Here is a 23,725-nt window from a genome sequence, read left to right on the forward strand (position 1 = left end):
CTCGGAATTGGGATCAACCGCCAGCCGGTCAAACAATTCCCGTAGCTCTGGCCTAAGGCCATCACCGCACAAGGCCGCTATAGAATGAAATTTGCGCATGTCGTGCTCCCGTTTCCCGAGCACGATAGAAGTTCGGGCGCACCGCCTTCCACCCGATTTCCGATGAAAAGCGGCCTCGCAGAGAGGTAGCGAAAAGCGCCGGAGCGAAGCGCAGGCAAGAGAAAGAGGCACCCGCAGGAGGGTCAGCATAGCGCCGACGCGATAGCGGCGGGACCCGGGACCGAGTGCAGTCGCGAGACCGGTTAAAAAGGCACCCGAACGAAGGGCAGTGATAGCGACGCCGGAATGAAATGACGGCGGGACCGAGGGCGAGTGCCTCCGGCGAGCGACTCATGATCGCGCGAGGGATCGAAGCCGGACGGCCGAGACGCCTTGCGGCTCGGTTCACGAGAGCCCGGTGCGGCACTTGCCGCACGCGCCCAAACGAAAAGCCAGGAAGATCAAGTTCAGGGACTGGGACCCCTCGCGAACTTTGGTCTGCGCGTCAAAGATTCGAACCTGAAGCGTTGAGAAACGTTTTCACCGTGGCGCGTCCCCGATCGCAAACGCGGCCTTCAGTTTGCCGTTCACTTCAAGCGCGTAACCTGAAGCGGGCAGTTCGCGGGTGCGCACTGCACTCCAAACCTTGAGCTCCCGCCATCGCGAATCCCAGCCATGTGTTATCGGCCGGAACGAATGACGGAGAAATCGATTCGCCGTATCAGGGAGCCATTTCCATGCTGATGACAAAAGAACGAAGGCCGGCGATACGGACACTGCGCGGATGGGCGATCCACGTGCTCCAGAACGCTGGCGCCATCCGCGAGTGCGAGGAGCACGGTTGGATGCAGGACCGCGCCGATCCACATGCATGGGAGCGAGCGATCGATATCGCCCGTGAAGACCCGCCAGCAGGGGTCTCCCCTGATGCAGCGGCGACCGAGGTTCGCGACGTGCTGAACTCGATCGGTGATACCTGCCCAGAGTGCCCTCCTGATTAAGTCGTGAACCCATAAATATGCCGGGGTGGACGGCGGGCCAGAGTCTACTATGCACCGATAGCGACCAGATTTTGCAGCGCAGCTTAGTGACGCGATGGTCCAGTAGCTGAACCTCGGTGATCCGGGCTCACCAGGATGTGCAAGCTCAGCCTCTCCGCCCTTCCTGAACTAGCAAGATCAAACTCGCGCCAAGTGCAACGCGGCCTCAACGCCGCCTTCCAGGATCTGCTCCGCCTGGACAGTGTCGGGGACGGCCCGCGCGAACTGGAGGGTGCCCACCATGAGGCCGAAGATGGCGGTCGCGCGGCGGCGGCTCGCTGCAGAATCGGCATCCGGAAGTAGTGCGGCCAGAGACGAAACGTAGCTTCGCAGCGCTTTCTCGTAGTCCTGCCGAGTGGACAGGGGCTGGCGGGCGATTTCCGGGAGCAACGCCGCCGAAGGGCACCCTTCCGCCGGGTCTTCGAGGTGAGCGCGGTTGAGGTATCTCCGGATCGCCCCCTCGAGGGCCAGGCCCCTCTGCTGATCTTCATCGAGCCGATGTTGCTGGTCTCCGAGCGCGCTCGCCAGCGCCTCGCGAACGAGCGCTTCCTTGGACTCGAAGTGCGGAGAGAAAGCCCCTTTGGTCAGGCCAGCCTCGCCCATGATTCCGGCGATCCCGGCGGCGGAGATGCCGTCTCGGCGCACGCACTTCGACGCCACATCGACGATGTGCCGCCGCGTCGCTGCTTTATGACCTTTCTCGAAACGCATCTTCTCTCCACTCCACTAATATCCCGCAGCCCTTACGCTGCAGCCGCTTCCAACAAGAATTGGAGCTCGCGATCAAGACGCTGGGCTACTGCATCGACATTATCGCTGCGAAACTGGCCGAAAACGGATGCTGGTCGGTCATATTCAAACGCGACACCGCCATCGTCATCCTCGCGCAATAGGACGCGGATGGGCGCATAGAGCCCGGCGGACAATTGGTGGCGGGTCATCTTGGATGCGGTGAGCGGATTTCCGATATCGAACTGGATGGATCGGCGCGTCAGCCCAGCAATAGCCAGGAGCGCTCCGTGGTCACGCTGACCGAAAATGGTGAGCGGCGGACATGCCTCCAGCTCTCGAAACGCCCGCGTGCTTTCACCATATCGCAGGAGAGTGAAGATCCCGTCATCGATGCGGGGTGCCAAGGTCGCGAGCTTGGCTCGAACGTCCTCGAAAGGCTTTGTTGAGCTGATGGTGACGTGCTCGACCGGAATGACACGCGTTGAGTACAGTGCAATGGCCATCTGTTGATCCTCTAATCGGTTGTGCTTCGCCACGCGAAGGGACCACAGCGTTAGATCGCACGCGACTTTTCGTCCAAGATGCCTTCGATGCCGCGGGCAAGGTGCAGAAGTCCCCGGTCGCTCCCTAAGGGGGCGTCCAGCTCAAGGCCAATCGGCAGCCCAGCGCGAGACAAGCCAACAGGAAAGCTGATACCCGGCAGCCCCACGCTGCTTGCCGACACGGTGTGGTTCGCCAAAGCGAGGTAGCTGACTTCCTGCCCCGCGATATGGACCGTCGCCTGCTCCGCGATCAACGGCGCCGTGCAGGGCGTGGTTGGTTGCAGAATGACCAGCGCTCCATGAGAGACGAACGCCGTGTTGAGGCGGCGCTGGATTTCCGGGCGGCTCACGTTGAGCGCCGTCTGGTAGGCCTCTACCGAGGTAGCGCCTGCACCGCCTGGCAGTACGATGTGCCCCCACGCCTGGCGAAGCTGGGGCTTGAGGCTCTCGTAGATCGCCTCGAATGTGGTCGGAATGTCGTGGCGCCGAAGGAATTCCGAAATTGCGCCCATCGTCTCATGAGCGAAGATGCCCCATGTCGCGGTTTGGATGAGGGCATTGAAATCGTCGCCAAGGTCTACCTCAACGACCTCAGCGCCGGCGTCCTGCAGCCGCCGAACCACCTCGCGGAAGCGGGTCTCGACTTCCGAGTCCACGAGATCCAGGAACTGGCGCGGCGCGAAGGCCAGTCTGGCTCCCTTCAGGTTGTAGCCGCCGTCGGAGAACTCCGCAGCCTGTTCACCAGTCACGACCTGATCGACCAATATGCAGTCCGCGACGCTTCGGGCGAATGCGCCCGTCGTGTCGAGCGTATGGGAAATCGGCGCAACGCCGTTGCGCGGCCAACGCCCGGTGGTCGGCTTGAATCCCACGACGCCACAGAACGATGCGGGCACCCGGATCGACCCGACGGTGTCACCACCCAAAGAGGCCGGTACGATCCCGGCGGCCACGGATGCGGCAGAGCCGCTTGAGGAGCCGCCTGTTACGCGATCGCGGGCGTGCGGGTTCTTCACCTGGCCATAGCGCTCATTGTGGCCAGTAAGCCCGTAGGACATCTCCACCAGATTGTTCTTGCCGAAGACCAAAGCGCCCGCACTCTTAATGGCGCGGACGGCGTCGGCATCTTCGCGCGGCACGAAACGAGCGAGACCTTCGACACCCAGGCTCGTTGGCAGCCCTTTCGTCAAATAGCTGTCCTTCACCCCGAGGGGCACGCCCAGGAGCGGAGCCGCCGAGCCGGCCGCATGCGCCTTGTCCGCGTCCCTCGCGGCTTCGAGCACAGCGGCCTCGTCGATGGTGATGAAGGCGTTCAGCTCGGCAAGCGCTCGGGCGCGCTGCAGAAGCGCAGTAGTGTAGGCTTCCGACGTGATGTCGCCGTTGCGAACCGCTGCTGCAGCGGCTGCGAGCCCAAGCGAGGTGAGATCTGTGGTGTCTCGCGATGCAATCTGGCGTGAAGTGGCGGTCGTGTCGTCCATGAAATCCTCGCAACGAGCTGTTTGGCGGCATCCCGCTGCCGCCAAACAGCGGCTCAGCTCAATGCCATTACGATCATAATATAAAATTACGATCGTAATTCAATAGCAATTCTGGCGAGGGTGCAGCGTCGCTGGACACATAAGCGTGAGGTGCCGATGATGCCGCCACCTCCGCTCAGGGGAGGCTGATCATTGCCGGTTTCAGGCTCGATGGTACGAAGTGGGACTGGCCCTACGTCGGCTGGCGCAAGGCGACGATCTGGTCTACGCCGGCAAAGTCGACCACGGCTTCGACCAGGTTTCGGCCGCCGATCTGCAGAGCGGCTTAAACCCCTCATCCGAAGGACCCAGCCCTATGCGAAGCGCATCGGCCACAGGGCATTTGGGTTGAACCCAAGCTTCTGGCCGAGATCGAGTATCGCGCAATGTCGGCCGAGGGAAAGGTCCGGCACCCGTTCTTCCGGGGCCTGCGGGAGGACCTGTGATGGATGCTTTCGATCGCTTCTGAATAAGCCGCCGGAAAGCTCGCTGGCGATTCCGGCCGAGCTACATCGGGCCGTCATGGAGCTCGCTTCTGAGGACCGACGGGACCGCGCCGCGGTGAACCAAGCCGCAGCACGCGTACCAAATCCTGAACGATGAACGTTTGAAGGGACCGTTGGCCTTCGCCTGTCAGTGCCGCCGCAGAAACTAACCTCGCGCGCGCCGCAGCGCGGCTTCCAATCGCTCCTTCTCCTTATCCCAGCGGGCTTCTTCGGTTTGCGATCTCTTCTCAAGAGCCTCGACCTCGGCCTGGATAGCCGCGGCCCGCTTCGCGTGCTCCTGCTCGGCCTTGTTGAATGCAGCCTGCGCCTTGTCGACCCCCTGTTGACGGCGTTCACGGTCCTTCTGCTTGGCGGCCTCTTCGCTTGCTCGTTCGCGCTCACGCCGTTTCTGTTCCCGTTCGTAGGCGAGAGCGGCCTTTCGTTCCGCCGCCTTGTCGACCGAGCGAGAGGAAGGCTGCTTCGCTTGAGTGCCTTTCGACTTGCGGGTGGCCTTCCTTGGCCCAGACCCGCCTAGATTGGTTGGCAGCTCAGCACGCTCGCCGAAGGATCCGTCGGATCCAACGGGGCGCCGGAGCACAACGCCCGGTTTCGCCATGGCCGCGGCTATGATGTCCGGATCGTTACTTTCCTTCGCCGCGCCCTGATGGAAGAGATTGCTGTCCGCCCCCCACGCTTCCAGAGCCGCTTTCATCGACGGCGCCGCGATCGCCAGATCGAAGAAGCCCAGCGAAGTCTGATAGGTTTTTAATTTCCTGGCCATCGGCCTGATCCACCTGCCCGATCGAAGTCAATGTCGCGCACGCCACGGCGACTGCGGAACACGACGCGGCCTCGAAGCGTTCCCTCATCCTTGAAGGACTTCCATGCATTTCACAACGCGCTCTTGAAAAGATTGCCTCGAATGAGCCGGACGTCGACCCTGCCCAAGCGCCTGCAGCCGATGCTCGCTACGCTCACCGACGCGGCGTTCGACGATCCCGGCTGGATTTTCGAGGACAAGTACGACGGCTTCCGAATGATCGCGGAAATCCGGCGGGGCAAGGTTGCGCTCTATAGCCGCAATGGCAAGATCATCAGCCGAAGCTATATGGAAGTCGCCAAAGCGCTGGAGGGCGTGAAGGGCGACGCTGTGATCGATGGCGAACTCGTCGCGATCGGAAAGGACGGCGTCTCGCATTTCCAGCTACTCCAAAATGCGCTGCGCCATGAAGCGAAACTCCTGTATTGCGCCTTCGATCTCATGTTTGAGAACGTAGTCGACTTGCGCAAGCAGCCTCTGCTCGAGCGCAAGAAGCGACTGAAGGCGATTCTACCGCGCGACAAGCTGGTCGCCTTCAGCGCTCACCGCAAAGGGGATGGTACCAAATTCTTCGCCGAGGCAGAGCGGAAGGGTTTGGAAGGCGTCATGGCGAAGCGCGCCGACAGCGCGTATACGTCCGGAAGCCGCACCACGGATTGGCTGAAGATCAAGACGGCAAAGCGACAGGAAGTGGTGATCGCCGGCTTCACGGCGCCCAGGCGCACCAGGCCGTTCTTCGGCGCCCTGGTCCTCGCCGTGCGCGAAGATGACGCTTGGCGCTACATCGGTCATGTCGGCACTGGCTTCAGCCACAAGGTCCTGGAAGACCTCCATGCCAAGCTCATGAAGCTGACGGCCTCTAAATCACCCTTCCCTGCCAAAGTGAAGGACGAGGCCGCTACGACCTGGGTCAGGCCGTCGTTGGTGGCCGAGGTCAAATTTGCGGAGTGGACGGGCAAGGGCGAACTGCGCCAGCCCGTCTACCTCGGACTCAGGTCCGACAAGCGCGCGAAGGATGTCGTGCACGAACGAGAACGTTCGCGTAAATAGCGATCCCTCCGCGGCGGTGCGTTCAGTCGCCTTCAAGGTCGTGGATTTCCGGTCGTATGCCCGCAGGCGTGACTTCGAGCGTCGCAAACGTGATCGGCAGTTTGAAGCGCCGCCGTCCCGCGCTGCCGGGATTCAGGTAGAGAACGCCGCCGACCGTGTCGATCTTCGGTACGTGGGAATGCCCGGAGACGATCACGTCGATGCCGGCGCCGGGATCGACCTGCAGCGTCTTCAGATCGTGCAGGACGTAGATCGACTTTCCCGCCAGGCGCACGAGTTTCGTGTCGGGATATTCGCGGGCCCACTCGCCGCTGTCCACGTTTCCGCGGATGGCGGTGACGGGCGCGATCCGGCGAAGCGCGTCGAGGATCTCGGGGCGTCCGATGTCGCCGGCGTGAATGATGTGATCGACGCCCGTCAGGCGTCCTTCCGCCTCGGGCCTCAAAAGGCCGTGCGTGTCCGAAATGATTCCAATCTTGAACGTCATTTCCCGGCGCTCTCACCAGTCATCGCCAAAAGACGATCGAGAAGCTCCATTTGCCCGGAGAGCATCTTCGTTCGTGCGAACTCGATATCGAACCATTCCGCGCGGTCGACTTCAGGAAAGTTCTGTCGCCGACCGCTTCGGGGCGGCCATTCGATATCGAACGTATTGCTCGCCAGTGCCGCGGGGTCAAAATGGCCCTCGCCGGTGAATGCGATGACGCGTTTCCCTCCTCGCTGCCGAACCTCCCCTAAGGCCTGCAGCCGACCAATGGAGGCGCTGCTGCCGAGTTCCTCGGCAAACTCACGTCGCGCGGCCTGCTCTGGATCTTCCGCGGCATCGATTTCACCCTTCGGGATGGACCAGGTGCCGTCGTCCTTGTTGCGCCAGAACGGACCGCCGGGGTGAACGAGCAGAACCTCGAGCCCGCGAGCGCCTTTTCGGTAGGCCAGAATGCCGGCGCTCAATGTCGATCGCTTGGAAGTCTTTGTCAGCGCTGCCATTTCGCTTCTATTTTGAGACGCAAATCGAGGGCTTAGCAAGGGCACAGGATCTGAGGCACGATGACTGGCTACTTGCGCAGCAACGAACGTTCGAAAAGGGCTAGCAGCGCAGCAGGCCCCGGATACACCTCGACGCATCCGGCTTGCCTCAGCGAACTCTCGGCAAACCCGCCGCAAAGCACGCCGATGGTCGCGATGCCAGCCTTCCCCGCCGCTTCAGCGTCATAGGGCGTGTCACCGATCGCGACGGCGTCGGCGCCTTCGATCTTGAGCTTCTTGAGGACGATCTCGAAGATGTCCGGTGCGGGTTTGGATTCTTCTACATCGTCCGAAGACGTTTTCCGATCCACCAGGTCGGCGATGTGAGCGATGTCGAGGTACTTCTCGACCTCATCTTTCTTGGCCGAGGAAGCAATCGCAATCTGAAGTCCAGCGTCGCGCACGCGCCGCAGCAGTTCTGGGACCGCCGAGAACGGACGTACCAGCGGCAGATATTCGGTTTTGAAACGATTGCCTCGCCAGTCTTCCAGTTCTTTGCCGTGGTCTCGTTGTTCGTCAGGAGACAGGAAGACGGGAATGAGCTTGTCTCCGCCCTTACCGATTTGGCCTCTCACCTGTTCGAAACCTACATCGTGGCCAAACTTAAGCATGGCTTCCTGCCAGGCCAACGCGTGGAGATCCACGGAGTCCAAAAGCGTGCCATCCAGATCGAAGATAGCGGCTTTTGGCAATTCACATTCCTCCCTGGTCGGAGCGAGCTAGTTTTGCATACCACTCGGCATAAAGTGTGTTCTTCGCCATGTGCCGGTTGAGATCTGGCGACCCGTCGCCCCACCACACGGGGGCCGCGCTCGCCAAGCGCCTGCTTGACCTCGTCCACCGCCCGATGCGCCGTTGCTTCGGCGTCCGGATTGGCCGCTTTCCTGGCGGCGCGCACTGCCCGCCGGGCCTCCATCAGCCGACCGACGAGCGCGGCTCGCTCGACCTTGTCCAGACCGGGATTTGCCATCCGCCAGAGTCTGCCGCAGACGACGAAGTAGCGGCCGTCCGGCGTCACCGGGTGTTTCACGATATGCTAGGCCGACTTTCGCTGCGGTTTGGCTGCCGGCTTCTTCGCCGCGGCCTCCTTCGCCGGTTTCTTGCCAGCAATCGGCATCAGCATTTCCTTCTGCCCGGCCGCCGCCTTGCGCGCCTTCTTGGCTGGTTTCTTCGGCGCCTCTGTCGCTGCCGCCGCGCCTCCTCCGATGCTCTTGCGCAGCGCGTCCATCAGGTCGACCACGTTCTCGCCGCGGGGTCGCGCTTTCGCGGTGATAGGTTTGCCGGCGCGTTTCTGGTTGATGAGATCGATGAGGGCGGTTTCGTACTGGTCTTCGAACTTGTCCGGCTCGAAGTGGCCCGCCTTCTGGTTGACGATGTGCCTGGCGAGATCAAGCATGTCCTTGGTGACTTTGACATCCTGGATGTCGTCGAAATATTCGTCCGCAGAACGCACCTCGTAAGGATAGCGCAGCAGCGTCCCCATCAGGCCCTTGTCCATAGGCTCGAGGGCGATGATGTGCTCACGGTTGGTCAGCACCACCCGTCCGATGGCGACCTTGTTCATCTCACGGATCGTTTCGCGGACGACCGCGAAGGCGTCGTGACCGACTTTGCCGTCCGGCACCAGGTAGTAGGGACGGATCAGATACCTCGGGTCGATCTCGCTGCGGTCGACGAACTCGTCGATCTCGATGGTTCGCGTCGATTCCAGCGCGACGTTCTCGAGCTCCTCCTTCGTCACTTCGATGAATGTGTCGGTATCGACCTTGTAGCCCTTGACGATATCCTCGTTGTCGACCTCTTCGCCGGTATCTGCGTCCACCTTGGCGTACTTGATGCGGTGGCCGGTCTTCCGGTTGAGCTGGTTGAACGAGACCTTTTCGGATTCCGACGTGGCCGGATAGAGCGCTACCGGACAGGTGACGAGGGAAAGACGCAGGAAGCCTTTCCAGTTAGCGCGGGGGGCCATGGCGGGGAACTCCGATACTGATGCCGGATTCAAGACGATCCACCGAGCTTGGTTCCGACATCGCGCCCCCTTCCCCCAAGATGATTTTTTATCGGCACGGGCCGGAGCGGACTCGACTTTTGTTCTCTTTATGTTCTAATTCAGAATGACCGACCGACCCGCAAGCTGGCGCATGCCGACCCCGAAGCTGATGGAGAAACTGGCCGCTGAAGCGGCCCGAAGGCCGATTCCCCCCGCCGCGGCTCCAGATGCGCCGCTCCCGGCCGAATATTGGGAATCGGTCCTCAAAGACCCGCGCGCCGACGCGACCGGGGCCCAGCTGCGGCAGCGACGTCTTTCCGAGATACAGCGCCACGTGCTGCGCATCTCGTGCCGTCGCTGCGAGCGGACGGTGGAAATCCAGACTGCCGATGCAGTCCGATTGTATGGCGCCAACGCGGTCTGGAAGGACGTCGCGCAGCGGTTGCTCGACAATTCCTGTCAGCAGCGCACCGGCAGACATGAAGAAGATGGGTGCTGGCCGGCGTTCGAGACGCCGTAGCCCGCTCCGGATCGCCGATCCGATCTCTTTGCGCGTGGATGTGCGGATGGCCCCGAAGTACCACCCTACGCCCCTGTCGGGCGGCGACCGCAAGGCTCTGGCGAAAGAGCTCGGCAAAGCACGCGCGATGGCCAACATCCTGGCCGCTCAATCGGCCGAGATGCGAGCCAAGGGCGAGGCGATGATCCAGCAAGCTGATAGGCTGCTTTGCGAAAGCTGGAACGAGCGAATGTGGTCAGACGGCGAGCCGATCGATCCGTCGCCCACCATCGACCAAGCCGTGAATGGAGGTTTTCCCTGGCTGGAGATCAAGTGCGCGCGCTGCAAGACGCCGAGTGACGTCGACCTCGCGGCAATGAAGCATCCGCCGACCACCTTCGTGCACGATCTCGCCAGCCGGCTGCGCTGCCGCAAATGCGCCAAGGCGGGCCGGCGTCCATCCGCGACTCTGCTACAATTAGCCTGGCAGCCGCGCCACCCTCGAACCGAAGCCTGACCGATGTGTAATCTCTATTCGATCACCACCAACCAGGCCGCTATCATCGCGTTGTTTCGCGTCGTGAACCGGTACGTCGGTAATCTGGCGCCGATGCCGGGGGTTTTTCCGGACTACACGGCGCCAATCGTGCGTAACGGTGCCGAGGGCCGCGAACTCGCGACAGCGCGGTGGGGAATGCCATCGTCGTCAAAAGCGCTGATGGACGCCACGAAGAAGCGAGCCGAGAAGCTGCAGGCCAAGGGCAAGACCGTCGATTTCAAGGAGCTGCTAAGGATGGAGCCGGACGGCGGCACGACGAACATCCGCAACGTGAAGAGCAAGCACTGGACGAGATGGCTGGGAGCCGAGAACCGCTGCGTGGTGCCGTTCAACTCGTTCAGCGAGTTCAACAAGGCTGAGGGCGGCGACATCTGGTTCGCGCTCGATGAGACCCGCCCCCTCGCCTGCTTCGCCGGTATCTGGACCAACTGGACGTCCGTCCGGAAGGTCAAGGAAGGCGAGACGACCAACGACCTCTACGCGTTCCTCACGACAGAGCCGAATGCTGACGTTGGTGCCATCCACCCCAAGGCGATGCCCGCGATCTTGACGACGCCGGACGAAGTGGAGGCCTGGATGACGGCCCCCTTGGACGAGGCCCTGAAGCTGCAGCGGCCGCTTCCAGACAACACGCTCCGGATTGTCGCCCGTGGCATGAAGGAAGACCAGGCCGGACCAATGGCGTGACCGATGAACCCGACGACCAGGCGGCGCCACTGGACCGCCAGCGCAAGATCATCCACATCGACATGGATGCCTTCTACGCATCGGTCGAGCAGCGGGACAATCCGGATCTTCGCGGCAAGCCGGTCGCCGTCGGTGGATCCCGCGAAAGGGGCGTCGTGGCGGCGGCCAGCTACGAAGCGCGCAAGTTCGGCGTCAGGTCGGCCATGCCATCGGTTACCGCGAAGCGGCAATGCCCAGACCTGATCTTCGTGAAGCCGCGCTTCGAGGTCTACAAGGCGGTCTCCCAGCAGATACGCGAGATATTCGCCGAGCACACCCCGATTATCGAGCCGCTGTCGCTGGACGAGGCTTACCTCGATGTGACCGAAAATCTGCAAGGCACTCCATTGGCGCGGGACGTCGCGTTGGCGATCCGTGCAAAGATCAAGGAGGTAACAGGCCTCAACGCTTCGGCCGGCATCTCCTACAACAAGTTTCTGGCAAAGCTCGCCTCTGACTACCGCAAGCCAAACGGGCAATACGTGATCACGCCGGAGATGGGCCCGGCATTCGTAGAAAACCTGCCGGTCGGCAAGTTTCATGGAATCGGGCCGGCAACCAGCGCCAAGATGAAACTCCCTCGGCCTCCACACCGGCCTCGACATGCGTAACCAGTCGCTCGAATTCATGCAGGCAAACTTCGGGAAGGCCGGAAGCTACTACTACTGGATCTCGCGGGGCGTGGACAACCGTGAGGTCCGCGCCGACCGGATCCGGAAATCCGTCGGCGCCGAAAACACATTCTCCACCGACCTCACCGACTTCGACGCCATGGTCGTCGAACTGCAACCGCTGATCGACAAGGTCTGGCGGTACTGCGAAGGCGCCGGAAACCGGGGACGCACGGTGACGCTTAAAATGAAGTTCAACGACTTCGAGATCATCACGCGCAGCAAATCCGTCCTCGTCGCGGTTTCGAGCCGCAGCGATCTCGAACGCCTATCGGTCGCTTTGCTGCAGGACGAGATACCGGTCCCAAAGCCGGTCCGGCTTCTGGGAGTCTCGCTATCGGCGCTGCAGCAAGTCGACGACGCGGAATCGCAGCTAGCACTGCCGATGTGATCGCGTCATGTCATTTCCTTTTCAGGTCGATCGTTGAGTTCAATCTGTCCCGACAGGATCTTTGGGAGAAGACGATCACGCTCTTCCCGCCGCGTTGCGCGCGAATGTCGGTGTCCTCCAGGGCGACGTGATACGGCGATCGGCCCGCCAGCGAGGCCCGCCCCCACTCGACTAAAAGCCCTGACGCTGCCCAATCAACTAGGGAGAATTATAGCCTTTCCGATCCGGCGCGCTTCCTCCGAGGTTGCTGGCGCTGGCGCTGTAACGTCGCTTGTTATCGCGGCAAAGAGCCAGGCCATCGTGTCGCCGCTGGCGTCCTGGACGGTGTAGCACTCGAAATTCTCCCGCATCAGGGTCCAGGAGGTTGTAACGACGGGTTGACTCCATGAGAACAAAATAGGAACATAGGCACCAGCCGGTCAACCTGGAACAGCGTCATGTCCTCGGATTCACAGCCGAACGCCCAGGACGCGGATGGGCTGGATGCTGCGGTAGATCAAACCATTGCGGCGTGTGGCGGCGACATGCGGTCCACGATCCGGGCGTTGATCGTCGCGAACGAATATTTGGAATCCGAGGTGAGCGAATTGAAGAAGGCCGTTTCACACGCCTACGTGCGAGGGCGGTTTCAGACCTATTCCGGCTAGGAGCGAATCGTGACCGAAGTAACCTACTTCGTGGCGCTGCCCTTTATCGCGGCCGACGGTGGCATTGCGGCCGGCGAACCAACCGAATGCCTGAACCCCGTCGCGGTGGTCATGCGCGCGGAAGCTTTGTCGCGCAAGCCGGGCCATGTAGGAGCTGTGGCCTTCAGCCGGACCGGAGATCCCGCGACGGGCGATTTCGGCGATGCAAAGGTGATCAAGAAGTTCGGCGACGTGCCGGACGAGCTGAGTGCGTTGTAGAGGAGCAGACCATGCCGGAAGACGAAGAAACAGCGACGGCGCGCTACATCGCCAGCAATGTATCCACGCAATTGATGTTGAAAACGATGTTCGAGATCATTGCCACGATGGCGGACGATCCGGACGGCTATCGTTCGGATATGAGGGCACAACTGGTGGAGATAGCAGGCACCATGCCATTGGCGCCGATGGCCGCGGCGCGAGAAAGGAAGGTCCGCGCCTTCGTCAAGGAGACGGTCGGCAATCTGTTGATCAACCAACGGCCCAACTAGCCATGGCGCTGACTCATTGGCGAAGGTCGAGCGATGAGGCTCGCCGTCGTTAGCCAGGAAGCTGAGCGAAGTCGACACCGAATGCTGGCGCGACCTTTGCGCCAATCCATCAATTTAGTCCCTTACAGACATAGAAATTAAAGTGAAAACAGTCTGTTAGGCATTTGTGCTAGGTTGGCTGATGGAACAGAAGCCGCGCTGGAAAGTCGTCAAAAGGCACGGTTTGCTATTCCCGAATCGCTGTACGAAGATGACTATAGGAAACCGATGAACGCCGCACTTCTTGCAAAATCAGATGATGGTCCTGCCGTCGCGCCGATCTCGCCTCTGTGTGAGCTTGGTGCGTACGAAGAGCTTTGGCTTCAAAAAGGTGCGACGTTCAAATCTATAGCTGATAAGTTCGCCGCCGATCCAACGGCGGTGCCCTCCGACTTTGTGTCGCCGACCGTGGCTCACGGACGTGCTCGGGAGGTTGTGCGGCGTCTGTCGAAGGCCGGCGTTTCCCGTTTCGGCGTTCGAATACATCATGCAGGCAATTATCCGCAGAAACTGCGTGATGCTCGATACCCGATTGAGATGCTGTATTTCCAAGGCACTTGGGAGCTTACCGAAACCCGCTCTGTTGCTGTTGTTGGCAGTCGCGATGCAACTGAAGAAGGGAAACGTCGCGCCGGCAGAATTGCACGCGAACTCGTGGCCAAAGGGTTCACAGTCGTTTCTGGGCTCGCAAATGGGATTGACACCGCAGCGCATACCGCGGCGATCGAAGCAGGCGGCCGCACGATCGCAGTGATCGGAACTCCGATCGGCGTTTCATACCCAAGAGAGAACGAAGATCTACAACGTCGAATTGCGACAAACCATCTTCTGATCTCGCAAGTTCCAGTATTGCGGTATGCAAATCAGCATGTACCTCAGAACAAGCTCTTTTTTCCCGCGCGCAATGTCACCATGAGCGCTCTCACGGAGGCGACGGTGATAGTCGAAGCAAGTGACACCAGCGGCACACTCACGCAGGCGCGAGCTGCGTTGCAGCAAGGACGCAAGCTATTCATTCTCGATTCTTGTTTTGCGAGGAATGACATTTCCTGGCCTACTAGTTACGAGAGCAAAGGCGCGATCCGCGTTAAAGAACCGTCAGATATTTGGAAGGCCCTCGGTGCCAACGGTCCGCTTTCGAAAGATTGATGATACGAATCTACGGGACCACTACTACCTGACGTCTGACGACGTTTGCTTCTTTTTGTATGAATACACCGCCGGCGCTGGCTATGACGGCGAAGCCAACCAACTCATCTACAATCTGAAAAAGAAAAGGGGTGCCGGCGGTTATCAATATAAGGCAGGCGCCATCGAGCGCTGCGCCGTAGATATGGGGCCAGCACTCAATCCGAAATGGATGGAAGAGGCAGTGCTGGTGCCAACACCGCCATCGAAGATAAAGACCGATCCTGCATATGACGATCGCATAACGCGTATTTGCAACGCGATAAAATCAACAGCAAAGGTCGATGTCCGCGAGCTTGTTGTTCAGACCCAATCAACCGACGCTGTTCACGAAGGTGAGCGGCTAACGCCCGACCAATTAAAAGCGATTTATCAGATCGACGAATCCTTATGCGGGCCAGGCGACCCAAAGTACATTGGCGTCGTGGACGACATGCTAACGGCTGGTGCCCATTTCAGGGCGATGAAGGACACGCTCCAGGCGCGCTTCCCAACGACCAAGATCTCCGGCATCTTTGTGACGCGCCGAGCTATTCCGAATCCGTTTGAAGATGTGAGCATTGAAGACTTGCTGAAATAGGCCGGTAAGATTCCAACCATTTCCGTGCCCTTTGAAAGCTATAGCTCTTCGAAGGTGCTCATTGACGCCTTCCACGCCGTCTGAAGCAATCCTTGGCACGAGCATCTCGCGAGTTAAGCACCCAGTTGCATTTCGGGTAAAACACAATTTTTGTTGTGTCCTTATTACGGCGCAGGCGCTAGAGTTGGATCGGGGTGGGATGTGACGGGCGCGGCAAAAAACAACCAGACGGCGGTAGCCGCCGCACATGACGTGCGAGCCGCGCTCAGGTCGGCGATCGCTGGCATCGAGGCATCTTTCAATTCTATCGAGAAGTTGCAACCCCGTACGCGGCTTTCGCTCGCCTTGTCGCTGCTGGACGGCTCTTCGCAAACCGGCACGAAATTCGCGAAAGCGACGGCAAATCTCTCGCAGGTGCTCGCCCTTCTCGATATTGACGAGAGGCACTACTGGATCAGCACGTTCTACACCCTGCTCATCCACACGTCCTTGCGGCGAGAAAAGGCGACCTATTTCACCCCGCCGGCAATCGTTCGTCATCTTATTCAAAGGTCTGAGCTGGCTGGCCTCGATCTCACGAAGGCCCGAATAATCGACCCGGCCGCGGGAGGAGCGGCCTTCGTATCCAGCATTGCCGGGAGAATGGTCGAGCTCGGCTGCCACGTTCGGGACATACGGACGCGCCTGACCGGAATCGAGATCGATCCGCATCTCGCGCTCCTGGGAGACGCCCTCGTCTGCGACCGCCTCGGCGAACCGTTCGACCGGAAAGCTCAAAAAGCCATATTGAGGGTCGGAGACTCGCTGCAGTTGGGCCAAAATCCCATCCGATATGATGCGGTTTTCGTTAACCCGCCCTACGGCAGGATTCTGAATGCAAACCCCGAATTCGTACCCGACTGGGACGCCGTCTCTGCTCCCGGACACATAAATCGCTACGCTCTTTTCATCGACCTCGCATTCCGTCTCGTGAAGCCGGGAGGGTTGGTCGCGGTCGTCTCACCATCGAGCTTCCTCTCCGGCGGCTTATTCACGCGTTTGCGGGAAAGCATCAGGTCGCGGGCCGAGGTGCTGCGTGTCGATATCCTCGAAAGACAGGACGTCTTCCACGATGTCCAACAGGATACATGCGTGTCGCTCTTCCGGGCAAGGGCGCCTGGCGCGGCCAAGCTTTTTGCTCCGTCATGCGGTCGGATAGACAGCGAATGGCGGTTCAGCGAATGTGGAATAATCTCCGCGCCGGGCACCGCACAGACCTCTCCATGGATTATACCGGATCAGTCCGGAGACGACCGCGGCGCAATGGATAGATGCGTGTCGCGGTTGTGCGACTACGGCGTAACGCCGAGGGCCGGATACTTCGTCTGGAACCGCGAGGAGCACCGTCTCAGTCGCGGAGCCAGAAAGCCTGGCGCCTATCCGCTCTTCTGGGCGAAGAACATACGCCCCGGAAAGCAGTGCCATCCCACCAGCAAGACCCATCGCGGCGTCGATTTCGTAACTTTTGAAGTACCCACCGCCGGCATTGTCCGGACGCCGTCGATAATTCTTCAGCGAACAACCAACAGCAAACAGGCCAAAAGACTGGTTGCCGCCGTCATTCCCAGGAAGATCGTCAAGAAGTATCGCGGCTTTGTAACAGAGAACCATACTATCCTTCTGACACCCAACGGCGGACGTCCTGCGCTCAAGCTGCTGTGCAAACTCCTGAACAGTGCCGCCGTCGACCGACGCTATCGTCGTATTGGCGGCTCGACGAGCATCTCAGTCGGTTCGCTGAAGAACCTGCCGTTGCCGGATCCGCGCTGCCTCCAAACCGCCATGAGCCGGCTCGCGGACTTTGAGGAGGCCGTCGAGTTGGCATACGCGTTGTCCGCCGCCTCCTCAATGCGAGCGAAGGCTGCAGCGTGAAGAACCATCGTATCAACAACCCCGGTCCGGGCACTCGAAGTTTGGATCCCGCCGAGAGGCAGGCCCAGCAGAGAGCTCATGCCGATCGAACCCGTACCCTCCTCGCGGCCGCGAGCAAGAAAGCCCGGGAAACGTCCACGCTGGAGCGGCCGGGAATTTCCACGGCGACTCGCACGCGTTTCGCCATCCGCGCGAAGCCGTCGGAATGGCTGTTCGCAGACGCGGGCCGCGCGGTGATCGATGCTATCTTTGAATGCATCAAGGACGGAAGCGACCGGGTCGTTATGACGTGGCCAGAGCCGCCGGGCGGCGCATTCGTCGCGGCGTGCGTCGCGCTTCGCGAAGCCCGTGGGATGGGTCATCTCGCGCACGCCAGCTTCGCATATTGGCCGTGGCGCGATGGGGCGACCTGGGCCGCACGGCTGGTCCTTGTCAATCCTTCTGACATCGCAGCGGCGGCGAGATCTGCAATCAACGACGCGCATTCCAAGGACTGGAAAAGAACCGACCTCGCGCACAACTCGCTCGAAATGATCGAGATAAGGTTGCGCGATCTAGACTTGCAGATGGCGACGTCGCCCGGACGCCCGCTTTCGGACGCCAGCATCATCGTGAGAAGTCCGACGGTCCTTGAGACGACCGCGGTTTTCGCACCCGTAACGTCCAAGCCCGCTCCGCCCTACGGACCGTCGGCGGACAAAATCCTGCGGCGGGTCCGCCGACATACGTTCCTCGGGGAGAGGAATGCGGGGCTGGGCGACCGTTTCGATCATGTGGGCGATCCGATGAAAACGCCATTCGCGCTTCTCGGTCTACCTCCAGCAAAGCGTGCCGAAGAACTCGCCCGCTTCGTACAAAGCGAGCGTGTCCGCACTTTTGGATTGGACGTCGTCATTGTTGACCTCACGAGACCGGGCCGATCCGAACTGCCCGACCAATGGGAGCCGAGGCTCGAAGCGCTCCTTAAATCTTTCGACGTCGCGAGCGGAAGGCGGCCCGCCGCGCTTGTCCTGACCGAAGATGCCTTCACCTTCCGGCGCGCGACCAGAGTGATAAAGGCGTCCGCGGCCGTCCGCCGACCGCGGGGGCGCGTGTACGAGATCGGTGCCTATTTGGATCATCGCGGTCTTCTTGGACCGGTCGCGAAGCTGCCCTCCGAGATGCCGGCCATCGCCTTTCAAGCCGATATCAAGGACGCCTCTCTCGCGCCGCTGCGCGACCGACTCATTGTGTTGGGTCGGGCGCTACGGGAGGACGCGCACGCCGGCGCCGCCGTGGTATCAAGAACGCTGGCGTTCCTGCGACGCTCCGCATCGCTCCCGATCGGACTTTCCGAGGCGCGGGAGATCACCGACATCCTGTATGACGCCGACGACGAGGTGGATTCGAGCGTCCGGGCGATGTTCAGGCCGAAGATGGCGCTCGGAGCGTTGCTCGCCGTTGCTGAAATAGCGCCCGCATATTCGTCCGAAATCAGGTCGCTCGTCGAGGGGATCGGCTCGAAGGTCGGCGAGTGGGAATCCGAAACTCCTGTCTCCCTTAAGCTGGCAAGCCTTCTTGAGCAATCGGCATGGAACGCTGCGAGTACCGTGATTGCGTTTCCGGACCGAAGGATCGCCGAAACCTACCTGGCTTCGGATCGCGCCGTGCGATGCGACTGTACGATCATCGATCATAAGGGCATCGCGGACCTCAGCGAAGCAGCACAGGTCCGACGAATAGTCGTCATCGGTCCCGGACCGCAGGCGATCCGTGCGCTTCTGACGATGGAACTCGCGCCGGAGACGGTGCTACTCCTCGGCGACGCCGCGGGAAGCGCCCTACTGTCCGCAGAACTCGCCCCGCTCGGCCGAATCGCTGCCTTCGCGTCGATCGCGGCGCGAGCAAAGGCCATCACCGAGGCCCTCAGGCGCGGCGGCACCAATGAAGCACTGGATCTCGCCGAGGCAGAATTCCGGATCGTGGTAACGGACCAGGAAGAACGCATCGATCTCACTCAGGCGAACGAGGCGTACCGAGGCCCGGTGGTCGAAATCCGTACGCAGAGAGGTCAGATACTTCGCTACCGGCCGACGAGCGACGTGCTGCTGCTGTCGCCAGGCGAAGCTCGCCCCTTCGAACGCGTAGTTGCGCGCGAAATTGAAGCGGGGGATAGCATTCTCGTGTTGAAGAATGACGTCCGGGAGCTCATCCGAAGGGCGATAGCGGGATCACGGCGAAGTCTCGCAGAACTCGGCCTTTACCATCAGGCGATCGCCGGAATACGCCGAGAGACCCCGGGCACAACGGTCAGGGACAAGGCACGGCATGTTCTGCGGAGCATGCAAGCGATGAACGGATCCGTGCCGGATTCCGAACTCCATAACATCACGCGCTGGCTGAGCGCCGACGACGCCCCGATGAAAATCGACGGCGCAAGGCAACCCGGCGCGGCCCGCGATTGGCCCCGTTTCCTTCTGTTTATGCACGCCGTCGGAATCCAGGATGCGCTCGCAAAGGCGTACTGGGACGCGGCGATCACGCCCTCCCGGTCGTATCGTGCCCAGGAGGGCCACCTGTTCAATCAGCGCGTCGTGCAATTTATCCTCGACCCCGAGGCGACCACCGCTTGGGCATCGATGCGCGACGTCTGGCAAGAGGTCCTCGAGGGCGTCGACGCAGTGGTCGATGTCGTTACATCGAATGAGGGGGGACGAAATGGCTGATCCCATCTCTCTCGAGGGCATGTCCTCCGACGAACGACAGGAACTGAAGGAAGCAGTGTGCGATGCCGTTCTGGAACGGACCCGGCGTGTTGTGTCAGGGGATGGCGCCTACGGGGCCGTCATTGTCGGTGCGAAACCTTCCTACAAGCTCTCCAGCGGATTCATTCTGCCGAGGAACAATCAGAACAACGACGATGAGTCGAGCGACATCCGGATCCCGTCGCACGGGCTCGATTTCAGGGTACGCGCAGGCACGCATGGTGTCTTGCGTGTCATTCCTGCCCTCAGCGTCTATCTGCGCGGGCTTCCGACCTCCGACGAGCTTTTTGCGCGTGACGGATGGCTGATACCTCGTGCGGATTTCAGCGACGCCGGTCGGGACCAGATAAAGAACGCCATAAACCAGCGCGCGACGGCCGAGATTCCAGCGGACACGCCCACGGCACGAAAGGCGCAGCTTCGCGCGGAGATATCGCGCGCCGTTCACATCGCACAGGGTGTTGTTGTGCCAGAACGCGCGATCTTGCCGGCGGGCGACGACCGAACTGTGGACGACGCCGGAGGCGAAATCGACTCCACGCCTCCAACGACGGGACGGCTGCGTATCCCTGACCGTCTTTCCCGCCGCTACGAAACTCCGCTCAAGTGGATACGGGTATCGGTCGAGGCACCGATCCTAGAGCTTCCCCTCCCCTGCGATCCGGCCACCTGGGAACGCGTGGCCACAACTTATTCCGCCACGCTCTGCACAAGTATCCACGACGCCTGTCGGGTGTGGTTGGCCTCGCCCGAAGGCGGCGAAAGCGCATGGCGAAGAATGCGACCGACTTCGGAAGCTTTCTGGGACCGAGAAGGTTGGGAGCGCTTTCTCGCCACAGCGCGGGCCGACGCGCCAGTATACGGCGACGTCGTTCCGGTTTTCGACGTCCAGCTTCTCGTCCAACCCGTTCCGGATCCGCTGGAAGCAGGCTCCTACTCCGTACGCATCGCAATCGAGAACCTGCGTGAAGACAACGAGCGGATGGAATGCGGTCTTTTCAACGTTTCGATCCGGCTCGAACTGCCTGAACACGCGCTGGGCCCCCTCCGGCTGGAGCGCGTGAAACGAAGCTACCATCTCGCGGGCTTCATGACGATGCCGGCGATCGGAGTAAACGGTGGTGTCGTGGACCTTGGCGCTTCCGCTGGTATCCGGGCGCTCAGAACCACATGGATGCCGCGTTATGTCCTGCCGCGCATCGCCGCGACGGAAATTCCGTCCGTGCCCAACAGCTATGCCATCCTCGCCGCTGAGACGACCAACGTCGCCGACCTCTTCGCGCTGACCGACGCAATGGACGCCTGGATTGCGCAAGTGGCGGCTCTTACAGAAATCGTTCAACCCGGCGAAGAAGGCACTCAAGCCGACGAGGCCTTTCAGCGTACGCGTTTCGAAGCCGACCTCGCAAGCTGGCGGAGGGAGAAGGACAGGATTCGAAAGGGACTTGACCTGCTTGAACGATCCTACCGGTCATTTCAGGCGGTCCCGACGGCTGCGGAAGCCCTCCCCTATCGAGCGTGGCTTCTTCTCAATCGAACGTTCGCGCGTGCAAATCCCGAGCGTCCAGACTTGAGGCCTGGTTGGCGCCTGTTTCAGCTAGCCTTCATTGTCGCGCACATTCCGACGCTGGCATCCAGGGTCGATGAGTTCGCATCGGATTTCGACGCAGAGTTCGACGAAGAATCCGCAAGTTTGCTCTACATGGCCACCGGCGGTGGCAAGACGGAGGCGTTCTTTGGCGTCTTAACTTTCGCGCTCTTTCTGGACCGGCTACGCGGAAAACATCGCGGCGTAACCGCCATGATGCACTATCCGTTGCGGCTCTTGACTGTGCAGCAGGCCCAGCGTCTCGCCAGATTGTTGGCCCATGCGGAAATGGTTCGCCGGCAGTCTTCGCTAGATGGTGCCCCTTTCGAAATCGGCTTCTGGGTGGGGGGCAGCAATACCCCGAACAGTACGCAGAGGGGAACCTCCGTCGCTGAGCCGCTGCGCTGCATTCCGACGTGGAATAGCGCCCGCGCAGCATCGGAAGATAGGTTGCTCTCGAGCGCCGAAGCCGAAGATCGCGCCTACGCCGTCGCCAAACAATCTTGGAATAAGCTTCCGATCTGCCCCTTCTGCAACCATATCGACGGAACGACGCTCCGTCTGTTTCCAGAGCGTGAGCACCGACTCGGCATCGTATGCGACAATGGACGTTGCGACTGGAATCGCGAACATCGCGGACGGGACCGGCCGCCGGAGCCGTTGCCCTTCCTGCTCGTCGACACAGATATCTATCGCGCGGCTCCTTCGATCCTGCTGGGTACGATCGACAAACTCGCGCTGCTCGGCCAGAACACGAGTACCATCGACAAGATCGGTGGAATGTTTGGGATGGCAAGGTTGCTGCAGGGCGGCCCCAACGGACTATTCCACATGGTCGACGGCGCCGCCGCCTCTGCCGCACCGCCCCAGGACTTCGAGCGAGTCAGGCCATCCTATTCCGATGGCGTCGAGGCGTTCTTCGATCCGTTTCCCAGTATCATTGTCCAGGACGAGATGCATCTCCTAGAGGAAAGCCTTGGCACCTTTGGAGGCATCTTCGAGACGACGTTGTTCGCATGGCTCCGTCGCCTAGCTCCGCTGCTGGGCAACAGGGTCCGACGCTTTCCCAACAATCAGAACATTCCCCGTCTGCCGCACGTCATAGGCGCAACCGCCACCGCGGCTGACGTCGCCAAACACACGGGCGCCTTGTACCAGAAGCGCGTCGTACAGTTTCCCCATCCGGGCCCCTCCCTCCATGGCGGCTTCTACACACGCATGGCAGCCTTCACGTCGGGAGGGGAAGCAGAACGCGCTAGGTCCTCCGCAGGAACGAGCCCCGCCGGCCGAGAGGCGGCCGCTCCCTGGGGACGAATCTACGCAAGCCTTATGACTAACGGGCGTCTGCACACCGTTACCACGCTTTCGGTACTGGCCGCTCACGCGACGACCATCACGCGCTGGCAACGAGATCTTTCCGCAGCAGATCCGGTCCGCAACGCCCGAGCCGCTGCTGAAATCGAGATATGTGTGTCCGACGCGCGCTGGTCGGACCGGCGTCGCGGAGCCATAGCCGCGGCGTCGGCAAACCGCCGTTACGACCGGCTGAACGACCTGCTGGATCTCCATCGGATCGAACTGACCTACGTTACGAACAAGAAGGGCGGCGATCAGATACTTTCGGCACTGGAATCCGAATTTCAAGAAGCTCACGCGGCAATGGGAGATGACTACGCCGTTGAATCATTCGCCATGGAGTTGATTTCGGGCGGTGTCGATATCGGCGGAATTCAGTCGGTCATCCGTCGGGCAGAGGAGCCGTTCGATCCAAAAACCGATGAGATCGCGACCGCGCTTCGCGGGATAGTCGCGACGTCGGCGATCTCGCACGGCGTCGACGTCGAGTCGTTCAACGCGATGGCCTTCGCCGGCATGCCTTCCGATATCGCGGAGTACATCCAAGCCTCGTCCCGCGTCGGACGCACGCATGTCGGGTTCTCGCTGCTGATACCGACGCCGCAGACGAGGCGCGACCGGTTCGTCGTCGAAGTGCACGAATCCTTCCACCGTCTTCTGGAACGCATGATTTCGCCGCCGGCGGTAGAGAGATGGGCGGACAAGGCCATCGGCCGTACCGTCCCCTCCTTGGTGCAGACGTGGGTCGCGGGCGTGCGTCACAATGAAGCTTTCGTGCGTGCTTCGGAGGCGAGAAAGGGCGCCGTTCTGCTGCCCACGCGAATTGATCAATTCGCGCGGGTATTCAACGATCCGGCCGCGTTCGCCGACTGCATCGCCTTTGTCGCAACCGCGATCGGTGTGGATGCCTCAGTCGCCATGCCGAACAATCCTGCCCCACTACGCCGAACTTGTTCGCGCGGCGGCGGAAAGGATCGAGCGGGAGGCTGAAAGCGGCGACTTCACCGGCTCGCTGAACGACTTCTGGAACAACCCCCTCGCCGGACTTCCACGAC

21 protein-coding genes and 3 pseudogenes are annotated in these 23,725 nt (G+C 61.1%); 15 read left to right on the forward strand and 9 right to left on the reverse strand.

All coding sequences use genetic code 11. From position 1 onward, the window contains the following. Window positions 1-776 precede the first annotated feature (776 nt). Window positions 777-1,040 (forward strand): hypothetical protein, encoded by a 264-nt coding sequence (locus V1283_RS32115; protein ID WP_334390637.1) that lies wholly within the window; start codon window positions 777-779, stop codon window positions 1,038-1,040. Window positions 1,041-1,217: 177 nt separating this feature from the next. Here the strand turns inward: V1283_RS32115 and V1283_RS32120 are convergent, their stop codons facing one another. The 3 genes from V1283_RS32120 to V1283_RS32130 are packed head-to-tail and all read right to left on the reverse strand — an operon-like array spanning window position 1,218 to window position 3,831. Further along, window positions 1,218-1,790 carry a TetR/AcrR family transcriptional regulator gene (locus V1283_RS32120; protein WP_334390638.1) on the reverse strand — a complete coding sequence of 191 codons (573 nt, stop codon included), beginning with the start codon at window positions 1,788-1,790 and terminating at the stop codon, window positions 1,218-1,220. 32 nt (window positions 1,791-1,822) lie between these two features. Beyond that, window positions 1,823-2,314, reverse strand: coding sequence for a DUF302 domain-containing protein (locus tag V1283_RS32125; RefSeq protein ID WP_334390639.1), 492 nt, complete (start codon window positions 2,312-2,314; stop codon window positions 1,823-1,825). A gap of 50 nt (window positions 2,315-2,364) precedes the next feature. Then, window positions 2,365-3,831, reverse strand: a complete 1,467-nt coding sequence (locus V1283_RS32130) for an amidase family protein (RefSeq protein WP_334390640.1) — start codon at window positions 3,829-3,831, stop codon at window positions 2,365-2,367. A gap of 374 nt (window positions 3,832-4,205) precedes the next feature. On the opposite strand from V1283_RS32130, the pseudogene V1283_RS44835 reads away from it, so the two are divergent. Next, a pseudogene (locus tag V1283_RS44835) lies at window positions 4,206-4,316 on the forward strand (ATP dependent DNA ligase); the annotation flags it as partial. Window positions 4,317-4,521: 205 nt separating this feature from the next. Here the strand turns inward: V1283_RS44835 and V1283_RS32140 are convergent. Beyond that, a complete protein-coding gene (locus V1283_RS32140) occupies window positions 4,522-5,136 on the reverse strand; it encodes a cell envelope biogenesis protein TolA (protein WP_334390641.1) in 615 nt (204 codons plus the stop codon). 141 nt (window positions 5,137-5,277) lie between these two features. Here V1283_RS32140 and ligD point away from each other — a divergent pair, with 141 nt between their 5' ends. Then, complete coding sequence (gene ligD, locus V1283_RS32145) at window positions 5,278-6,225, forward strand: non-homologous end-joining DNA ligase (protein WP_334390642.1); 948 nt, start codon at window positions 5,278-5,280, stop codon at window positions 6,223-6,225. A gap of 22 nt (window positions 6,226-6,247) precedes the next feature. On the opposite strand, the gene V1283_RS32150 is transcribed toward ligD, so the two are convergent. From V1283_RS32150 to ku, 5 genes and pseudogenes are all read right to left on the reverse strand, one after another. Then, a complete protein-coding gene (locus V1283_RS32150; RefSeq protein ID WP_334390643.1) occupies window positions 6,248-6,712 on the reverse strand; it encodes a metallophosphoesterase family protein in 465 nt (154 codons plus the stop codon). Continuing rightward, window positions 6,709-7,212 carry an NUDIX domain-containing protein gene (locus tag V1283_RS32155; protein ID WP_334390644.1) on the reverse strand — a complete coding sequence of 168 codons (504 nt, stop codon included), beginning with the start codon at window positions 7,210-7,212 and terminating at the stop codon, window positions 6,709-6,711. Before V1283_RS32155 ends, V1283_RS32150 begins: the two co-directional genes overlap by 4 nt. A 68-nt stretch (window positions 7,213-7,280) precedes the next feature. Next, on the reverse strand, window positions 7,281-7,943 hold the full coding sequence (locus V1283_RS32160) for an HAD family hydrolase (RefSeq protein ID WP_334390645.1): 663 nt from the start codon (window positions 7,941-7,943) through the stop codon (window positions 7,281-7,283). A gap of 1 nt (window position 7,944) precedes the next feature. Next, window positions 7,945-8,281: pseudogene (locus V1283_RS32165) on the reverse strand (hypothetical protein). A 6-nt stretch (window positions 8,282-8,287) separates the two neighbouring features. Then, entirely contained in the window at window positions 8,288-9,220 is a 933-nt protein-coding gene (gene ku, locus V1283_RS32170) for a non-homologous end joining protein Ku (protein WP_334390646.1), read from the reverse strand. A 145-nt stretch (window positions 9,221-9,365) separates the two neighbouring features. Between ku and V1283_RS32175 the strand changes: the two genes are divergently transcribed. From V1283_RS32175 to V1283_RS32230, 12 genes and pseudogenes are all read left to right on the forward strand, one after another. Further along, window positions 9,366-9,761: a hypothetical protein gene (locus tag V1283_RS32175; protein WP_334390647.1), complete on the forward strand. Its 396-nt coding sequence runs from the start codon at window positions 9,366-9,368 to the stop codon at window positions 9,759-9,761. Window positions 9,762-9,807: 46 nt separating this feature from the next. Next, window positions 9,808-10,257: a hypothetical protein gene (locus V1283_RS32180; RefSeq protein WP_334393252.1), complete on the forward strand. Its 450-nt coding sequence runs from the start codon at window positions 9,808-9,810 to the stop codon at window positions 10,255-10,257. 3 nt (window positions 10,258-10,260) lie between these two features. Further along, window positions 10,261-10,986, forward strand: coding sequence for an SOS response-associated peptidase (locus tag V1283_RS32185; RefSeq protein WP_334390648.1), 726 nt, complete (start codon window positions 10,261-10,263; stop codon window positions 10,984-10,986). Window positions 10,987-11,048: 62 nt separating this feature from the next. Next, window positions 11,049-12,087: pseudogene (gene dinB / locus V1283_RS32190) on the forward strand (DNA polymerase IV). Between the two features lie 437 nt (window positions 12,088-12,524). Beyond that, window positions 12,525-12,734, forward strand: a complete 210-nt coding sequence (locus V1283_RS32195; RefSeq protein ID WP_334390649.1) for a hypothetical protein — start codon at window positions 12,525-12,527, stop codon at window positions 12,732-12,734. Between the two features lie 9 nt (window positions 12,735-12,743). Continuing rightward, entirely contained in the window at window positions 12,744-12,992 is a 249-nt protein-coding gene (locus V1283_RS32200; RefSeq protein ID WP_334390650.1) for a hypothetical protein, read from the forward strand. 11 nt (window positions 12,993-13,003) lie between these two features. Continuing rightward, window positions 13,004-13,264, forward strand: a complete 261-nt coding sequence (locus V1283_RS32205) for a hypothetical protein (protein ID WP_334390651.1) — start codon at window positions 13,004-13,006, stop codon at window positions 13,262-13,264. A gap of 267 nt (window positions 13,265-13,531) precedes the next feature. Next, window positions 13,532-14,452, forward strand: coding sequence for a DNA-processing protein DprA (locus V1283_RS32210; protein ID WP_442895898.1), 921 nt, complete (start codon window positions 13,532-13,534; stop codon window positions 14,450-14,452). After that, on the forward strand, window positions 14,424-15,071 hold the full coding sequence (locus V1283_RS32215) for a hypothetical protein (RefSeq protein ID WP_334390653.1): 648 nt from the start codon (window positions 14,424-14,426) through the stop codon (window positions 15,069-15,071). The genes V1283_RS32210 and V1283_RS32215 overlap by 29 nt, the downstream gene beginning before the upstream one ends. A gap of 201 nt (window positions 15,072-15,272) precedes the next feature. Continuing rightward, window positions 15,273-16,982: an Eco57I restriction-modification methylase domain-containing protein gene (locus tag V1283_RS32220; RefSeq protein WP_334390654.1), complete on the forward strand. Its 1,710-nt coding sequence runs from the start codon at window positions 15,273-15,275 to the stop codon at window positions 16,980-16,982. A gap of 41 nt (window positions 16,983-17,023) precedes the next feature. Then, the gene (locus V1283_RS32225) at window positions 17,024-19,687 is read left to right on the forward strand and encodes a hypothetical protein (protein WP_334390655.1); all 2,664 of its coding nucleotides are present in this window, start codon (window positions 17,024-17,026) and stop codon (window positions 19,685-19,687) included. Next, on the forward strand, window positions 19,680-23,660 hold the full coding sequence (locus V1283_RS32230) for a DEAD/DEAH box helicase family protein (protein WP_334390656.1): 3,981 nt from the start codon (window positions 19,680-19,682) through the stop codon (window positions 23,658-23,660). The genes V1283_RS32225 and V1283_RS32230 overlap by 8 nt, the downstream gene beginning before the upstream one ends. The last annotated feature ends 65 nt before the right edge of the window (window positions 23,661-23,725 follow it).

It is taken from the genome of Bradyrhizobium sp. AZCC 2262 (assembly GCF_036924535.1).
GTDB lineage: Bacteria > Pseudomonadota > Alphaproteobacteria > Rhizobiales > Xanthobacteraceae > Bradyrhizobium.

What these genes read in the sequence shown, in the direction of transcription:
- V1283_RS32115 (WP_334390637.1), top strand. Translation starts at nt 777, where the DNA reads ATGCTGATGACAAAAGAACGAAGGCCGGCGATACGGACACTGCGCGGA.
- V1283_RS32120 (WP_334390638.1), bottom strand. Translation starts at nt 1,790, where the DNA reads ATGCGTTTCGAGAAAGGTCATAAAGCAGCGACGCGGCGGCACATCGTC.
- V1283_RS32125 (WP_334390639.1), bottom strand. Translation starts at nt 2,314, where the DNA reads ATGGCCATTGCACTGTACTCAACGCGTGTCATTCCGGTCGAGCACGTC.
- V1283_RS32130 (WP_334390640.1), bottom strand. Translation starts at nt 3,831, where the DNA reads ATGGACGACACGACCGCCACTTCACGCCAGATTGCATCGCGAGACACC.
- V1283_RS32140 (WP_334390641.1), bottom strand. Translation starts at nt 5,136, where the DNA reads ATGGCCAGGAAATTAAAAACCTATCAGACTTCGCTGGGCTTCTTCGAT.
- ligD (WP_334390642.1), top strand. Translation starts at nt 5,278, where the DNA reads ATGAGCCGGACGTCGACCCTGCCCAAGCGCCTGCAGCCGATGCTCGCT.
- V1283_RS32150 (WP_334390643.1), bottom strand. Translation starts at nt 6,712, where the DNA reads ATGACGTTCAAGATTGGAATCATTTCGGACACGCACGGCCTTTTGAGG.
- V1283_RS32155 (WP_334390644.1), bottom strand. Translation starts at nt 7,212, where the DNA reads ATGGCAGCGCTGACAAAGACTTCCAAGCGATCGACATTGAGCGCCGGC.
- ku (WP_334390646.1), bottom strand. Translation starts at nt 9,220, where the DNA reads ATGGCCCCCCGCGCTAACTGGAAAGGCTTCCTGCGTCTTTCCCTCGTC.
- V1283_RS32175 (WP_334390647.1), top strand. Translation starts at nt 9,366, where the DNA reads ATGACCGACCGACCCGCAAGCTGGCGCATGCCGACCCCGAAGCTGATG.
- V1283_RS32180 (WP_334393252.1), top strand. Translation starts at nt 9,808, where the DNA reads ATGGCCCCGAAGTACCACCCTACGCCCCTGTCGGGCGGCGACCGCAAG.
- V1283_RS32185 (WP_334390648.1), top strand. Translation starts at nt 10,261, where the DNA reads ATGTGTAATCTCTATTCGATCACCACCAACCAGGCCGCTATCATCGCG.
- V1283_RS32195 (WP_334390649.1), top strand. Translation starts at nt 12,525, where the DNA reads ATGTCCTCGGATTCACAGCCGAACGCCCAGGACGCGGATGGGCTGGAT.
- V1283_RS32205 (WP_334390651.1), top strand. Translation starts at nt 13,004, where the DNA reads ATGCCGGAAGACGAAGAAACAGCGACGGCGCGCTACATCGCCAGCAAT.
- V1283_RS32210 (WP_442895898.1), top strand. Translation starts at nt 13,532, where the DNA reads ATGAACGCCGCACTTCTTGCAAAATCAGATGATGGTCCTGCCGTCGCG.
- V1283_RS32230 (WP_334390656.1), top strand. Translation starts at nt 19,680, where the DNA reads ATGGCTGATCCCATCTCTCTCGAGGGCATGTCCTCCGACGAACGACAG.